Source organism: Streptomyces lichenis (assembly GCF_023218175.1).
In the GTDB taxonomy this organism is placed as follows: domain Bacteria; phylum Actinomycetota; class Actinomycetes; order Streptomycetales; family Streptomycetaceae; genus Streptomyces; species Streptomyces lichenis.
On record NZ_JALPTH010000022.1, the window covers coordinates 1 to 13725 of the forward strand.

The 13725-nt window shown below is 74.0% G+C and carries 16 protein-coding genes and 1 pseudogene; 1 reads left to right on the forward strand and 16 read right to left on the reverse strand.

The window, feature by feature from the left end; genetic code table 11:
• Positions 1-233 (reverse strand): annotated as a pseudogene (locus M1O15_RS21415) (prepilin peptidase); the annotation flags it as partial.
• An 89-nt stretch (positions 234-322) separates the two neighbouring features.
• Here M1O15_RS21415 and M1O15_RS21420 point away from each other — a divergent pair.
• On the forward strand, positions 323-727 hold the full coding sequence (locus M1O15_RS21420; protein WP_248635727.1) for a DUF192 domain-containing protein: 405 nt from the start codon (positions 323-325) through the stop codon (positions 725-727).
• On the opposite strand, the gene M1O15_RS21425 is transcribed toward M1O15_RS21420, so the two are convergent.
• The 15 genes from M1O15_RS21425 to M1O15_RS21495 form a co-directional block, all read right to left on the reverse strand.
• Positions 699-1868, reverse strand: a complete 1170-nt coding sequence (locus M1O15_RS21425; RefSeq protein WP_248635728.1) for a putative hexosyltransferase — start codon at positions 1866-1868, stop codon at positions 699-701. The genes M1O15_RS21420 and M1O15_RS21425 overlap by 29 nt on opposite strands.
• A 158-nt stretch (positions 1869-2026) precedes the next feature.
• Positions 2027-2698 carry an OmpA family protein gene (locus tag M1O15_RS21430; RefSeq protein ID WP_248635729.1) on the reverse strand — a complete coding sequence of 224 codons (672 nt, stop codon included), beginning with the start codon at positions 2696-2698 and terminating at the stop codon, positions 2027-2029.
• Complete coding sequence (locus M1O15_RS21435; protein ID WP_248635730.1) at positions 2695-3075, reverse strand: hypothetical protein; 381 nt, start codon at positions 3073-3075, stop codon at positions 2695-2697. Before M1O15_RS21435 ends, M1O15_RS21430 begins: the two co-directional genes overlap by 4 nt.
• Before the next feature lie 290 nt (positions 3076-3365).
• Positions 3366-3944, reverse strand: coding sequence for a pilus assembly protein TadG-related protein (locus M1O15_RS21440; protein WP_282577063.1), 579 nt, complete (start codon positions 3942-3944; stop codon positions 3366-3368).
• Positions 3941-4171 carry a hypothetical protein gene (locus M1O15_RS21445; RefSeq protein WP_248635732.1) on the reverse strand — a complete coding sequence of 77 codons (231 nt, stop codon included), beginning with the start codon at positions 4169-4171 and terminating at the stop codon, positions 3941-3943. The genes M1O15_RS21440 and M1O15_RS21445 overlap by 4 nt, the downstream gene beginning before the upstream one ends.
• Positions 4172-4305: 134 nt before the next feature.
• Positions 4306-5055 (reverse strand): LuxR C-terminal-related transcriptional regulator, encoded by a 750-nt coding sequence (locus M1O15_RS21450; protein WP_248635733.1) that lies wholly within the window; start codon positions 5053-5055, stop codon positions 4306-4308.
• The gene (locus M1O15_RS21455) at positions 5028-6341 is read right to left on the reverse strand and encodes a sensor histidine kinase (RefSeq protein ID WP_248635734.1); all 1314 of its coding nucleotides are present in this window, start codon (positions 6339-6341) and stop codon (positions 5028-5030) included. Before M1O15_RS21455 ends, M1O15_RS21450 begins: the two co-directional genes overlap by 28 nt.
• Before the next feature lie 47 nt (positions 6342-6388).
• A complete protein-coding gene (locus tag M1O15_RS21460; RefSeq protein WP_248635735.1) occupies positions 6389-7276 on the reverse strand; it encodes a DUF5936 domain-containing protein in 888 nt (295 codons plus the stop codon).
• A 29-nt stretch (positions 7277-7305) separates the two neighbouring features.
• Positions 7306-8241: a type II secretion system F family protein gene (locus tag M1O15_RS21465; RefSeq protein ID WP_248635736.1), complete on the reverse strand. Its 936-nt coding sequence runs from the start codon at positions 8239-8241 to the stop codon at positions 7306-7308.
• 56 nt (positions 8242-8297) lie between these two features.
• Positions 8298-9656 (reverse strand): TadA family conjugal transfer-associated ATPase, encoded by a 1359-nt coding sequence (locus tag M1O15_RS21470; RefSeq protein ID WP_248635737.1) that lies wholly within the window; start codon positions 9654-9656, stop codon positions 8298-8300.
• Between the two features lie 55 nt (positions 9657-9711).
• Complete coding sequence (locus M1O15_RS21475) at positions 9712-10095, reverse strand: TadE/TadG family type IV pilus assembly protein (RefSeq protein WP_248635738.1); 384 nt, start codon at positions 10093-10095, stop codon at positions 9712-9714.
• Entirely contained in the window at positions 10092-10421 is a 330-nt protein-coding gene (locus M1O15_RS21480) for a pilus assembly protein (protein ID WP_248635739.1), read from the reverse strand. The genes M1O15_RS21475 and M1O15_RS21480 overlap by 4 nt, the downstream gene beginning before the upstream one ends.
• A 71-nt stretch (positions 10422-10492) precedes the next feature.
• Entirely contained in the window at positions 10493-11743 is a 1251-nt protein-coding gene (locus M1O15_RS21485) for a CpaE/TadZ family protein (RefSeq protein WP_248635740.1), read from the reverse strand.
• Positions 11744-11750: 7 nt separating this feature from the next.
• Positions 11751-12473, reverse strand: a complete 723-nt coding sequence (cpaB, locus tag M1O15_RS21490; RefSeq protein ID WP_248635741.1) for a Flp pilus assembly protein CpaB — start codon at positions 12471-12473, stop codon at positions 11751-11753.
• A gap of 211 nt (positions 12474-12684) precedes the next feature.
• Positions 12685-13620 carry a hypothetical protein gene (locus M1O15_RS21495; RefSeq protein ID WP_248635742.1) on the reverse strand — a complete coding sequence of 312 codons (936 nt, stop codon included), beginning with the start codon at positions 13618-13620 and terminating at the stop codon, positions 12685-12687.
• Positions 13621-13725 lie beyond the last annotated feature (105 nt).

A 13725-nucleotide genomic window follows, 5' to 3' on the forward strand; every position in this document is an offset into this window, starting at 1 on the left:
GTCCGGCGGGGGCTGTGGGTCCGGTGGGGCCGGCGGGGGCTGGGGGTTCGGCAGGTCGGGCAGCCGGTGGGTGAGAGCCAGCCGCGGGCCGGGCCGGTGAGGGGGTGCCCGGTGGGGCAGGTGGTGCGCCAGGGTGCGTCGGGCGGTACGGAGAGGCGGTACGCGGCGCGGGGGACCAGCAGGCCGGTGGCGGCGCCCCAGAGGAGGGCGGCGGCGATCAGCGTGGCGTACACCCGGCCGACCCTAGTTCCGATGCGGGCGGGCGGTCTTGGGCCCGGGGGCCCACTCCCCCGCCGCCCGGACCCGCGCTACGGTCACGCCCATGGCGGGCGGCGGTGGCACCGGTGGTGGGCGGCGGAAGTGGCGGGACGGTACCGGGCTGCTCGCGGTCCCGGGGCGGGAGGAGCCGGTGCGGACGGTGATCGCCGCCTCGTACCGGAGCCGGCGGCGCGGGCTGCTCGGCCGGGACGGGATCGAGGGTGCGGCGATGCTGCTCACCCCGTGCGGGAGTGTGCACACCTTCGGGATGCGGTTCGCGATCGATGTCGCCTATCTGGATCGCGGGCTGCGGGTGCTGGACGTGGTGACCATGGCGCCCGGGCGGCTGGGCAGGCCCCGGCTGAGGGCCCGGCATGTGCTGGAGGCGGAGGCGGGGGCGCTGGCGGGGTGGGGGGTCGGTCCGGGGGTGCGGCTCTCCGTCACGGAGGGCCCGGGCCGAGCAGGGTGAAGGCCCCGTACGCCGCGGAGGCCAGCGCCAGCCCGGTCAGCACGAGGGTGGTGGTGCGGTCCCGGAGCCGGGCGAGCGCGAGGGCGGCGGGCAGGAGCAGCGGGAAGGCGGGCATGATCAGCCGGGGGCGGGAGCCGAAGTAGGCGGCGCCGACCAGTGAGACGGCGACGATGCCGAGCGTGTACGCCAGGACCGGGAGCGGGAGCCGTGGGCGCACCTGCAGGCAGAGCCGGACCACCCAGCCCAGCAGGGCGAGCGCGGCGAGCAGTCCGACACCGGCGAGGGGGGTGGGGCCGGTGAGGTGGGTCCAGACGAAGCGGGCCAGTGCCCTGCCCCCGTCGATGCTGTTGCCCCAGGCCGCCTGGACGTCGAAGTAGGCGGTCGGCCGGCCCTCGCGGACGGCGACATAGAGGACGTAGCCGAGCCAGCCCAGCGGTGCGATGACCACGCCGACGGCCAGACGCGGCGGCAGTCGGCGTTCCCGGACCACGGTGACGAGGGCGGTGATGCTGATGGCGGCGATGAGCGCGGCGGCGGAGGGGCGGGTCAGCCCGGCCAGGGCGCAGAGCAGGCCCGCCCGAATCCAGTGGCCGCGCAGCACCGCGTACAGCGACCAGGCGGCGGCCGCGGTGAACAGGGTCTCGGTGTACGCCATGGACTGGACGAACGCGGTGGGGTACACCCCCCACAGCACGGCCAGCAGCACCCCGGCCCGCCGCCCGGCCACCTCGGCGCCGGCCATGTAGATCCCCCAGGCAGCGAGGAGTGAGGCCGTCCAGGCGACGGCGAGCCCGGCGGTGCCGGCGTCGATCGGCAGCACGGTGGTGAGGGCGCGCTCCAGGGCCGGCAGCAGGGGGAAGAAGGCCAGGTCGGGGTGGACGGTGCCGTCCGGCAGCACCGCCTGGTAGCCGTAGCCGTGCTCGGCGATCCTCGCGTACCAGATCGAGTCCCAGCGGCCGCTGAGCCGGTGCAGCCCGTCCTTCCCGGTCACCGCCGCGGCCACCGCCAGCACCACGAGCCCGACCACCCGGACCGCGGCGTAGCCGAGCAGCGCGGGGGCGGCGGCGCGGAGGGCGCCGGGGGTACAGGGCCCGGTGGTGGTGACGGGGGCGGGAGAGTCGGTGACGGCGGGCGGGGGCATGCGGTCGATTATGGGCACCGGCGGGCGGGCGTTCGAAATTGCGCGGGTGGGGCCGCCGGGGTCGGGGCCGTGGCCCGCGCCCACGCCCTCACGGCCACTGCTCGTGCCTTCGCTGCGGTGCGGCTGTCGCGAGGGCGGCTCAGTCGCGGCGGGGCGGCTCAGTCGCGGGGGAAGGAGACCTCGACCCGGCGGTTCTTCTTGCGGCCCTCCTCGGTGCTGTTGTCGGCGATCGGGTACTGCTCGCCGTAGCCCCGGATCTCGTAGGAGACCTGCTCGGAGGCGAGCTGCGGGGCGAGCACCCCGTGCACGGCGTCGGCCCGCTTCTTGGAGAGCACGTCGCCGGAGGTGGACGAGCCCAGGTTGTCGGTGAAGCCGAAGACGCGGACCTTGGTGGCGCCCTGCTTTCTGATCTCCTGAGCGATGGCGGAGATACGGGCGTTGGCCTCGCGGTTCAGGTTGGCGCTGTTCTTGCCGAAGAGCACCTCGGCCTGGAGGGCGAACGTGAGGTTGGTGCTGGTCTCCTCGCGGCGCTCCTCGCCGCCCTCGGACTCCACGATGGAGATGAGCGGCAGCACCTTGGCCGTGGCGAGGGTGGCGCCGTCGCGCATCTTGAGCCCGGGTGAGTTGCCGTCCACCTCGGGCGGCGCCACGCTGGACTCCGTCCCGGGCGGCGGCCCCATGGGGTCCGCGCCCGGTGGTGGCGTGCCGGTGGCCTGGGCTCCGATCGGGGGGACGGGGTCGTCGGCGGAGGCTGCGGGGGCGGTGGCGAGTTGGGCGGCGGCGACGAGGAGGAGGGCCGCGAGGAGGGGGGCGGCGGGTCTGGGGGTCATGAGAGCTCGATGGTGGCGGGGGGCATCTGCGGGATCTGGATGTCGACCTGGGTGGTCGAGGCCGGGGGCGCGGGGAACTGCGCGAAGACGGAGATGCTCTGCCCCGGCTGTACGGAGGTGACACCGGTCGTCGTCAACGGGTAGCCCTCGGTGTCCCGGAGGACGTAGTAGCGCTTCTTCTCCGTCTTGTCGACGAGGGTGATTCCGGCGAAGGAGGGCCCCGTCTTCTGCACGCCGACTTCCTGCCCGCTCCACACCGGGCCTCCGATCAGCGGCTTCGACGTGGTGTTCCGCACCGTCGCGGTGACCGTGAGGAACCCGCCGGCGTCGCGCTGGGCGGAGTGGATCACGAACTGGAAGCCATTGGCTCCGTCCACCGTCGCCAGCACCTTGCCGGTGTCCGGCTGCGCCGGCTCGTTACCGGACGTCGTGGACTCCGGCTGCCCGGCGGAGGGGGTGGACGCGTGGGAGGTGTTCTGGCGTGGCCCGGCCTCCGATTTTCCGTCGTCGCCACCGCATCCGGTGAGAAGCAGACCGAGCGCGACTGCCGCGACGCCGACCGCTGCTCGACCCGGTCTCACGCCTTGCCAAAGTTCCATCAGTCAGTGTTCCTTCAGTGCCGTCGCGGTGAGTGGCATCGCGGTCGGGGTCGTTGCGGTCGGTGCGGTCAGTTCTCGGCAAGCCGGATATCGAAGAGGTCGGACATCGAGGGCAGCGGTACGACCTCTACGGTCTCGCCGTCGCAGTCGAGGGAGTCGGGCACCTCGGAGTCCTCCTCCGAGGCGTCGCCCGCTGTGCAGCGGGGTACGACGACAGCGGTCGCCGTCGCCGTGGCGTGTCGGGTCTCGGTGCCGGGAAGAATGGTCTGCCCGACCGGATCCAGAGAGCGCACCGAGACCTGGCTGCCCCACCGCCCGTCGGTCGCGGCACCGCACCCGGTCACCCCGGCCCCGTTCTGCTGGGCGAAGGCGGAGGCCTCGCCGCAGCCGGTGCCAGGGGGGACGAGGACGCCGTCGAGGAGGTCGACCAGCATGTCCTCCGTCAGGACGACGGAGTCACGGGATTCCCTGGCCGCTGCCAGCGCGGCGGCGTCCGCCGCCGACTGGGCGTTGTTGCGGGTGGCCCCGGCCTGGCCGACCGCGAAGAGGGCCAGCGCGAGGAAGAGCAGGCTCCCCACGACGAAGATGTAGAGGGGCGACGCCTGTCCGGACTCGCGGGATCGGGCGGGTCCGGCCGCACGCCTCAGGCGAGGATCGAACCGACCTTGGTCAGCAGTGCGGTGGCGATGGTCTGCCCCACCCCCGACCCCACCAACGCCGCGATGATGATCCCCACCAGGATGATGATCCCCACGTACTCCACCGCCCCCTGCCCCCGGTCCCCCCTGCGGCGCAGGGCGGTGGTCGTGGTGTCGGTCCAGGTGGACAGGTGGAGCCGGGCGCGGGTGGTGGCCCTCAGGACGGGGTTCGGCATGGTGGTCGCCTCCGGGTCGGTGCCGGTCGTCGGCGCCGGGCGGGCCGGCGGCGGGAGCACCGTATGGCCGGGGGCGGGGGGTGGGCATGGGTCCGGGGGCCCAAGGGTGGGCCCAAGCGGGGAAGGAGCGGAGGTCAGCCATGGGCGGCGGCCTTCCCGAGGGCGTGCCAGAGGGCGATGGCCTGGCCGCGGTTGTCGGCGTTCAGCTTGGCGAAGATGCGGTTGATGTGGTTCTTGACCGTCTTCTGGCTGATGAAGCAGGTGGTGGCGATCTGCTGGTTGGTCATGCCCGACGCGATCAACTCCATCACCTCCACCTCCCGTTGGCTCAGTAATGAATGTGCCACAACTGCTTGCGCTTGCGAAGGGGTTTGGGGGAAGTGGTGGGCGGAGGAGGGGAGTTCGCCAGGAGTTGGGGTGGGATTCGTTGCAGAAGCACAGGTGGACGTGCAGGCGGGGGTGGCGCGGACGGCGGTCAGCAGGGCGGTGGAGGCGGTAGGGGTGAGATGGGCGCGGCCGACGGTGGCGTCCCGTACGGCGGCGAGGAGTTGCTCCGCGGTGAACTCGCCGTGCACCAGGTAGCCGCTCGCGCCGAGCCGCAGGGCCTCGTGCACGATGCCGGTCTCCCCGCTGTAGGTGGTCATCAGGACCGGGGCCAGCGGGACGAGGTGGGGCAGCGCGGTGAGGCCGTCGACGCGGGGCATCCGGACGTCCAGCAGGATGACGTCGGGGCGGTGGCGCCGGGCCTCCTCGTGGGCCTCGCGGCCGTCGGCCGCCTGCCCGGCCACCAGGAAGTCGGGGTGGGCCGAGAGCAGCGCGGTCAGCCCGGCCCGGACGACCGGGTTGTCGTCGGCGATCACCACACGCAGGGGGTCGTCAGACATGGTGCGGCCTCCTGGGGGGGAGAAGCGGCGGTGAGGGTGTGGACGGGGAGTTCGAGGCGCACCTCGGTGCCCTTGGCCGCCTGGCCGCGGCCGATGCGGATACGGGCGCCGATGGACGCGGCGCGTTCCACCATGCCGACCACCCCGAAGTGCCCCGAGCGGCGCAGGCCGTCCAGGGTGGTGCCGGCGGGCAGCCCGGTGCCGTCGTCGTAGACGCTCATCCGGAGGATGCCGCCGTCGACGCCGGCCGTGACGGCGATATAGCTGGGGCGGGCGTGGCGGTGGGCGTTCTCCATGGCCTCGGCGGCGACGGCCACCAGATGGCGGGCGACGGACGGAGGCACCCGGGGCGGGCCGGTGAGCGGTGGGGCGGGTGGGCGGTAGGCGGCGGTGACCGTGTGCCGGGTGCCGAAGTCGGCCGCCCGGGCGGAGAGTTCGGCGGCCAGGTCGACCCGCCCGTCCAGTCCGGCTTCGCGCCGCAGGTCGTCCAGGAGTTCCCGGGACTCGGCGGCGGCGCGGCGGGCCGAGCGGGCGACCAGTTCGGCCTGCCGGCGCAGCGCCGGCGGCTCGCCCCGGTCGGCGGTGGCCGCGAGGCCGTCCGCCGCCAGCGCCAGGCCGTGCAGGGTCTTGGCGACCGAGTCGTGCATCTCCCGTGCCAGCCGGGCCCGTTCGGCCTCGACCGCGCCATGGGCGGCCAGCCGGGCCCGGGCCTCGGTGAGCGCCTGGCCCGCCGCGCCGAAGTCCAGGATGAGGCCGCGCAGGGTGGAGCCGCCCGCGCCCGCGATCACGCACAGCCCGGGGAAGAGGAGGGAGGAGGGTTCGAGGGCGACCTCGCGGCTCACCCCGTAGGCGAGCAGGAGCAGCAGCGACTGGAGGACGGCGAAGAAGGCGGCGCCCCGCCAGCCGTAGAGCAGTCCGGCCAGGAACGGGGTGCAGAGGGTGACATAGGCGAGCACCGACTCCGGGGAGGCGGTGGCCAGCAGCAGCGCCCCGAACAGGGCGTCGGCGGCGAGCACCGCCGGGTGGCGCAGCAGTATCCGGCCGAACCGCTCCCAGTCCCGCAGCACCACATAGGACACCATGAAGGTGACCAGCACCGCGGCGCCCACCAGCCACTGGCCCAGCCCGGGCGCGGCGCCGTCCAGGGCGAACGGGACGGCCAGCACGATCATCGCCAGCCGGAAGCCGAACACCTGGCGGCAGAGCGCCTGAAGGGCGTTCAGTTGGAGGGAGAGTTCGACGGAGGGCTGAGGGGCGGGGCGCGACCCGGAGCCCAGGGGGAGCATCGGGGGGTCACCTCCGTCCTCGGCCGGCGGGCTGCTCCGCACGGTGCTCAGCCGCCGAGCAGCTCGGTGAAGTCGACACCGGAGCCGTAGTAGAAGCTGAGCGCGATCAGGATCATTGTGGCGGGCAGCATCACCAGCGTCACCACGAGTGTGGTCTTCGGTACCGCCTTGGCCGCGGTGCGGCGGGCGTTCTGGGCGTCGGTGCGGCGCATGTCGTTGGCGATCTGGATGAGGGTGTCCACGATCGGCGCGCCGAGCTCCTCCCCCTGCTGGAGCGCGGTGACGAACATCGAGACCTGGTCGGAGGAGTTGCGCCGGCGCAGCTGGTCGAAGGCCTCCCGGCGGCTGACGCCCATGTCCATCTGGCGCAGGGTGATGCGGATCTCGTCGGCCCACGGCCCGGCGTACTTCTCGGCGACCCGGTCCAGCGCCTGGCGGAAGCCGAGTCCGGCGGAGACCACGACGGCGAGGACGTCCAGGAAGTCGGGCAGGGTGCGTTCGATGTCGTCCCGGCGGCGCCGGATGGCGATCCGGAGCAGTACGTCGGTCCAGGTGAGGCCGTAGAGGAGGACGAGGACGGCGGTGGCCCACTGGCCGCGCAGCAGGAGCGCCAGGCAGGCCAGCACGCCGAGGGTGCCGTAGACGGCGCGGCGGGCGGCGTAGCGGTCCACGGTCATCCCGCCGGGGTTGCCCGCCATGTCGATCCGGCGGCGCAGCGCGTCGACCCGCTTGGGCCCCATCAGCCCGAGCACGGCCGGCGCCCCGCGCATACCGAGCCGGTCCACGCCGGAGCCGACGGCGGTGGTGCGGGTGGCGCCGACCTCCAGGGCGAGGACCAGGTCTCCGGGGAGCTTGGCCTCGGCCCGGTACATCCGGACGCCCGCGAACGCCCCGTACACGGACAGGGCGGCGACGGCGGCGAGCAGCAGTCCCACGACGGACTCCTTTCCAGGCGGGGGGCGGGTCAGACGCGGACGCGGGAGAGGCGGGCGATGACGGCGTAGCCGAGCGCGTAGAGGCCGAAGGCGAGGACGCAGCCGATCTGCCCGGCGGCCGAGCCGGTCATCTTCTCCAGGGCGCCGGGCTGCATCCGGTTGATCAGCAGCAGGAAGCCCAGGCCCAGCAGCGGCAGCGCGACGGCGGAGACCCGGACCTGGGAGAGCAGGGTGGTGACCTCGCGCCGGGTCTCCTTGCGTTCCTCCAGGGTGGTGGTGAGGTTGCGCAGCGAGGAGACGACCTGGCCGCCGGCCCGGTTGGAGAGCACCAGGGTGGAGACCAGGACCATGAGCTCACGGGAGGGCAGCCGGTCGGCGAGGTCGCCGAGGGCGTCGTCCAGGCTGTGGCCGAGGGCCAGTTGGTCGGCGACCTTGCGCAGCTCCTCGCCGGCCGGGTCGTCCAGCTCGTCGGCGGCCATGGCGATGGCGGTGCGCAACGCCAGTCCGGCCTGGGTGGCGTTGGCCAGGACGCGGGTCAGCTCGGGCAGCTGGTTGATGAACGCCTCGGTGCGCTTGCGGCGCTGCCAGGCGAGGAAGGCGGTGGCGCCCCAAATGCCCGCGAGGGCGGCCAGCACACCGAAGAACGGGGCGAACACGGCGCTCATCGCGAGGTAGACGCCGAGCAGCGCGATGAGCGCGTAGGCGGTGTACTCGCCGGGGGTGAGGTCGAGTCCGGTGGCGGCGATCCGCCGTTCCAGGCGGCGCCCGTAGCGGGTGGTGCGCAGCCGGCGGTCCAGCCGGGTGAAGCGCCGGCGGCGGCCCGGCGGACCGGGCAGGGCGGTCTGGGACATCCGGTCGACCAGGGCCTGGCGCTGGGCGGCGCCGGAGGCGTAGACGTGCACGCCGACCACGCCCAGCAGGCAGGCGAGGACGGTGACGCCGAGGGTCAGCAGCGGAAGGTTCATGGCGGAGGGTTCCCGAAGCGGTGGGGTCAGAGGCGGAGATTCCCGGGACGGCGGGCTCAGAGGAGGGACGGGGGCGGGGGGCGGCGCAGGGCGAGTTGGGCGTCGGTGTGGGCGACGCCGAAGGCCGCGGGGATGGCCTCGCCCTTGAGGTGGAGGCGTTCGGCGATCCGGCGGGGCAGCGGGTGGTAGGTGAACCGGCCGTGCACCCGGCCGTCGGCGGTCATCGGCTCGGCCGCGAAGTGGCAGACGGTGGCGATGCGGTACTCCTCGCGACCGTGCGAGTCCACGATCGCCACCTCGGTGATCTTGCGGGCGCCGTCGGCGTGCCGGGTGAGCTGGACGATGACGTCCACCGCGCTGTTGATCTGGTCCTTGATCGCGGCGAACGGCACCTCCACCTCCGACATCGAGCCGAGGGTCTGCAACCGCATCAGCGCGTCCTCGGCGCTGTTGGCGTGCACGGTGGCGAGGGAGCCGTCATGGCCGGTGGACATGGCCTGGAGCATGTCCAGGGTCTCCCCGCCGCGGACCTCACCGACGATGATCCGGTCGGGCCGCATCCGCAGCGAGTTGCGGACCAGGTCGCGGATGGTGACCCGGCCCTTGCCCTCCACGTTGGGCGGGCGGGCCTCCAGGGTGATCACATGGGACTGCTGGAGCTGGAGTTCGGCGGAGTCCTCGATGGTGACGATCCGCTCGCCCTCGGGGATCAGCCCGGAGAGCGAGTTGAGCAGGGTGGTCTTGCCGGTGCCGGTGGCCCCGGAGACGATCACGTTGAACTTGGCGCGGACCAGCCCGGCGAGCAGCATCACCATGTGCTCGTCCAGGGTGCCGAGTCGGACCAGCTCCTGGAGCGAGAAGGCGCGCGGGAAACGGCGGATGGTGAGGATCGGCCCGCTGAGGGAGAGCGGCGGGATGATGACGTTGACCCGCTCCCCCGACGGCAGCCGGGCGTCCACCATCGGGTTGGACTCGTCCACCCGGCGGTTGACGGTGGAGACGATCCGCTCGATGGTCTGCATCAGCTGCTCGGTGGAGGAGAACCGCATCGGCAGCTGCTCCAGCCGCCCGCGCCGCTCCACGTACACCTGCTCGGGCCCGTTGACCATGATCTCGCTGATGGAGGCGTCTTCGAGGAGCGGTTCCAGGATGCCGAGGCCCAGGGCCTCGTCCACCACCCGGCGGATCAGCTGGGACCGCTCGGTGGAGGAGAGGACGGGGCCCTCGCGGCTGATGATGTGCCCGAGGACCCGTTCGAGGCGGGCCCGCCGTTCGGCCGCGGCGAGCGCGGACATCTCGGCGAGGTCGATCTCCTCCAGGAGCTTGACCCGGTAGACGCCGACCAGGTGGTTCTCCTCGCCCCGGCTCCCGCCGGCGGGCTCGGGCGGCGCGGCGAGACGTGCGCGCAGGCTCATGTCCGCTCCCTGTGGGTGGTCGGCGGTGCGGCTCGGTGGACGGTGGGTGGCATCGTCACTCGTCCGGGTCGGGGGCGGTGACGGGCATGGTGGTGGTGCGTACGGCGCTGGGCAGGGTGAACAGCGGCAGCACCGCGGGGATGGGTACGGTGGCGGTGGCCGTCACCTGGTCGGCGCCGGGGCCGCCGGGGGCGCTCACCTGGGGGTCCAGCCAGCCGCTGACGGCGGCCTGTCCGGCGGCCTGGCCGTCGCCGCCCTGGGAGGCCACCCTGGCCGCCGCCCGGGCCGCGGTGCCGGCCTGCTGCATGGCGTACGCGGCGATGCCGAGCTGTACGGCGGCCAGCGCGGCGATCAGCAGTACGGCGATCCAGCCGGCGAACTCCAGCGCGGCCTGCCCGGAGTCCCGGCCCGGTCGCTGTTTCGCGGTCGCGCGACTCATGGGAGGTCCACCTCCTCGGAGGCCACCGCCGCCGTGCCGTTGACCGGCACCGGTACGTCGAAGCCGGGGAACAGCACGGGCATGTTCATGGTGACGGTGGCGGTGTAGAGGTCGCCGCTCTCGCCGCAGGCGGCGCTGGCGCTCCAGGAGCCGTTGACGGTACGGGCGGCCGCCGCCTGGCAGGCGCCCGCGCCGGACACCGCCCCGGCCCGGGCGGCCTCGTCGGCGGCGTTGCCGGCCAGCGCGAAGGTGTAGCCGACCAGGGCGGTCTGCCAGAGCAGGGCGATGGTGCCGAGGACGATCGGCACCATTCCGGTGAACTCCACGGCGACCTGGCCCCGGTCGCCCCGGAGCGCCCGTATCCCGCGAGAACGGCGCCCCTCCCCTCGTAGCGCCCTCACCGGTGCCGCCCCCGTCGGAGCCCCACCGAGCCGCGGTCGCCGCGGAGGCGGGTGCCGGCGCGGGGCTCGCCGTCCGGGGCGCGGACCAGGCCGAGTTCGGCGGCGAGGGCCCACAGCGCCTGCTTCACCGTGGACTTGGCCTCCAGGTCGTGCATCCGGCCCGCGTCCACCACCGACTGGAGCTCCTTGAAGTGGGCGGGGACGGTGGTGCGGGCCACCCGGGTACCGGTGACCTTCTGCACCAGCGGCGGCTGGATCTCCGTGCTGCGCACCTGGCGGTTGACCACGGTGAGCGTCTCCTCCGCCTTGCGGATCTGGAGCCGGTCCCAGAGCCGGACCATCCGCTTGGCGGCGCGGACCGCGACCACGTCGGGGGTGACGACCAGCAGCGCGGTGTCGGCCATCTCGACGGCGGCGGCGTTGGCGGTGTCCATATGGGTGCCGCAGTCCACCACCACGACCTCGTAGCGGGTGCGCAGGGCGCTGAGTATCTGCCGTACGGAGCGGTCGGTGACCTCCTCGCCGCGCTCGCCGTCGGCGGGGGCGAGCAGCAGGGCGAGCCCGGAGGGGTGGGCGAACATGGCGTCCTGGAGGACCCGGGGCGAGATGTCCTGGATGGTGGCCAGGTCCACCACCGAGCGGCGGAACCGCACGTCCAGGTAGGAGGCCACGTCACCGGACTGGAGGTCCAGGTCGGCCAGGGCGGTGCTGTGCCCGGACGCGCATGCGGCCAGGGCGAGTTGGACCGCGGTGACGGTGGTGCCGACGCCGCCCTTGGCGCCGGTGACGGCGACGACGGTGCCGCCGGGCCCGGTGGGCGAGTCGCCGCCGTGCCCGAGGTGGCGGCGTACCCCGCTGGACCAGCCGGCCGCCGACTGGACGCGCTGGGCCAGCTCCTCGTACGACAGCGGGAGCCCGACCAGGCCGCGGGCGCCGGAGTCCATGGCGGCCGAGTAGAGCCCGGGGCTGGTGTCGCCGGTGACCAGGACGACGCCGACCGCCGGGAAGCGCAGGGCGACCTCGCGGATCAGCTCCAGGGCGGGGACGGGGCCGATCCGCTCATGGACCAGCACCACCTCGGGCAGTTCGTCCAGGGACTCGGCGGCGAGCCGGGCGAGGGTGTCGATGAGGGAGGTGGAGTCGCCGACCGGGCCGACGGGTTCGGCGTCCGGGAGCTGGCTGAGCAGGGTGGTGACGGAGCGGGCGGCGTCGGCGTCCCCGACGGCCGGGAGGATGCGTGTGGTCATCCGGCCCTCACTTGTTCTTGTCTTCGTCGAGGGTGTAGGTGCGTTCCCCGGCGGCCACGGCGGGTGGGCCGTCCTGGGGCAGCAGGGCGAGGCGGACGTGTTCGGCGAAGGACTCGGCGTAGGCGACGCGCTGGGCGTCGGCGGTGCTGAGGGCGAAGGTGATGGGGACGGCCTCGCCCTGCCCGACGGTGCGGTTGCCGTCCCGGCGGGCGTCGATCGGGGTGAGCTTGCCGACGTCGATGACCCGGGCGCCGGCCACGATCAGCCGGGACTCGGCCACCGCCTTGTCGCCGCGCCCCTCGTCGCCGAAGGTGGCGAAGATGTTCACCGAGGCGCCGGCGGTGATCTTCCCGGCGACACCGGTGGCGGCGTCGATCATGATGGCGATCTCCTGCTGGCCGGACTCCAGCGCGGGGCGGTCGGCGGCCATGTCCCGCTGGAGCAGCGAGCCCTTCTTGAGGTCCGAGACGGCGATCTTGCCGTTCAGTGAGCGCAGATCGGTCACCGCGCTGTCGGAGAGCCACCGCTCGGGCATGCTGATCCGCTCGAACCGGTCGGCGGTCAGCGGGGTGTACGCCGGGATGTCGGCCTTCACCCGGTACGCGCGGACCTCCGGCCCCACCTTGGAGTTGACGTCGCCGATGACCCAGACCACCCCGGCGAACGCGGCCAGCGCGCACACCACCGAGAGGACCAGCAGGACGACGCCACGGCGCTGACGTGAGTTCATGGGCGGGGCAACCTCGGGTGGAGTGGGTCGGCGGCACGGCGGGTGGCGCGGGCGGAACCGGGTCCGTGACCGGGTAGGGCGGACGGTGATCCGGTACGGGGGCTGGCCGCGGGTCCGCGGTCCCCGGCGGCCGGGTGTGCCGGGGCCGTCCGGCGACGCCCGGTACGGGGGCGGGCAGCCGGAACGCCGCGGGCGGGCGCGCTCGTCGGGGTCATCCGGGGCCCTGCCGTACGCCGCGGGTGAGCGCCCGCCGCCCGGGCGCGGGCACCAGCCGGGCCCCGGAGGCGGCGGCCGGGGCCGGGGTGCGCCGGGGGTCCTCCTCGGCGGCGCCCGGCACCGGGGCCGCGCAGAAGCCGCAGCGGTCCCCTATCAGGTCCGCTCCGCACCAGGAGCAGACCTCCCGGCGTACCGAGGCGACCAGCCGGTAGAGCATCGACAGATCGGGCAGATACGCGGCGAACTCGACCAGCTTCGGCGTCCCCCACCAGCCGGGCGAGCTCTCCGGCGGCCCGGCCTCGGCCAGCTCGCCGACCCGCCAGGCCGGGGCGAGGGCGTCGGTGACCCAGGTCGCGGTGGACTGCCCGCGGGCCACCAGCAGCGAGGTGGCGAACTGCGGCCCCGGCAGCTCCGCCTCGGCGCCGCCGATGCGCACCAGCCGGGGCGTGGGGTTGGCCAGCACGGCGAACTGGGCGCCGGGCATCCAGGAGCGGGCATGCGAGCCGAGGTCCACCGGCAGCCGGTCCAGCCGGGCCACCGAGTGCAGCAGGGCACCCGCGTACACATAGTGGGAGAGTAAGCGGGCGGCGGAGGCCAGCACCCCGGGGCTGACATCGCAGACCGACAACTGCCGCAGCTGGCGCACCAGTACGGCCAGGCCGAGCGGTGGCAGGTCGCTCTTCAGCAGGGCGATGCGGTCGCTCTCCATCAGGGAGCGGACGGTGTGCAGCCGGCGTTCGTGGGCGGCCGGCAGGGAGGACGGGTAGAGCACCAGGAGATGGCCGTGCTGCTCGACCAGCACCTGCGCGTCGGCCACGGCGGCGTCCAGCGGCTGGGCGTCCGGCGGCGGGAGCAGGGCGGCGGTCGGCGTCTGGTGGTCGGTCGGCGGCAGCACCAGATCGGCGCTGGTGACGGCGATGGCGGTCGGCACGGTGGTTCCCCGTTCAGCTCCGGTCCACCGGCATGCCGGCGGCCCCGCAGACAACTGCACCCGAGCTCTGGGCCTGTTGCGGCCCGTGGCGGGCCATGGCGGCCT